Below are 1,353 nucleotides of genomic sequence, written 5' to 3'. Positions count from 1 at the left end.
GTGCCTCCGCGGGGACGACGTAGCCGACGAGCTGCTTACCACCACCCCGGCCCCGGCACACCGTCACCACCGCCTGACCCACCCCCGGATGAGCACACAACACCGCCTCCACCTCACCCGGCTCAATACGAAAACCACGCACCTTCAACTGCGCATCCCCACGACCCACAAACTCCAGCACACCCTCCCCAGTCCACCGCCCCAAATCCCCCGTCCGATACATCCGACCACCCAACCCACCAAACGGATCCGCCACAAACCGCTCCGCACTCAACCCCGCACGACCGAAATACCCCCGACCAATCTCCCCCGCCACATACAACTCACCCACCACACCACACGGCACCGGAACCAACCCCGGCCCCAACACATACACCCGCATATTCCCCAACGGCACACCCACCGGCACACTCCCCACCCCCGAAAAACCACCCACCCCCACACAATGCACCGACGCATAAAAACTCTCCGACTGCCCATACGCATTCACCACCCGCACACCCGGAATCGCCTCCCGCACCCGCCCCACCAACGAACCGGACAACGCCTCCCCCGCAAACACCACCGACCGCGCGGAAACCTTCCCCGACACCTGATCCAACAACTCCGCGAACACCGAAGGAACCGTACTGATCACCCCACCCGACCAACCACCACGCTCCCCCACCACCAACACATCACGCACCACCTCCACACAACCACCCACACACAACGTCATCACCATCTCGAACACCGACACATCAAAATTCACCGACGTCCCCGCCAACATCCGCGTCGAAGCATCCACCCCCACCACCGACGCCAACCCCAACACACCATTCACCACACCCCGATGCGAAACCACCACACCCTTCGGCACACCGGTCGACCCCGACGTGAACATCACATACGCCGCCTGATCCGGAAGAACCCGCACAGCATCCCAAGAACCCGATTCCACCCCCGCCCTCTCCACCTCACCCAGCCATGCCAGAGACACCCCACTCTCCGGCAAAACCCCAGCCGTTTCTTCATCCGTCAGCACCACCACCGGACACGCCGCACGGAGAATATGACCCAACCGCCCACCCGGATACCGCGGATCAACCGGCAAATACGCCGCACCCGCCTTCCAAATCCCCAACAACCCCACCACCAACTCCACCGACCGCGGCAACGCAAGACCCACCACCGACTCCGGCCCCACACCCCGCGCCACCAAACCCACCGCCACCCGCTCCGCCCACGCATCCAACTCCCCATACGTCAACGACCGCTCACCACACACCACCGCCACCGCATCCGGCACCAACCCCACCCGACGCTCGAACAACCCCACAGCAGACACCTCGGGCCGCTCCACAACCCCACCGT

The 1,353-nt window shown here is 64.2% G+C and carries 1 protein-coding gene; it reads right to left on the bottom strand.

The window, feature by feature from the left end:
- A partial coding sequence (locus tag NP777_RS46835) for a non-ribosomal peptide synthetase (protein WP_256656313.1) occupies positions 1 to 1,318 on the bottom strand: 1,318 nt, incomplete at its 3' end.
- Positions 1,319 to 1,353: the final 35 nt, after the last annotated feature.

The sequence above is a fragment of the Streptomyces rugosispiralis genome (genome assembly GCF_024505145.1).
GTDB lineage: Bacteria > Actinomycetota > Actinomycetes > Streptomycetales > Streptomycetaceae > Streptomyces > Streptomyces rugosispiralis.
The sequence above is the reverse complement of the archived record's forward strand: the minus strand, read 5'-3'. Positions and strand labels throughout refer to the sequence as shown.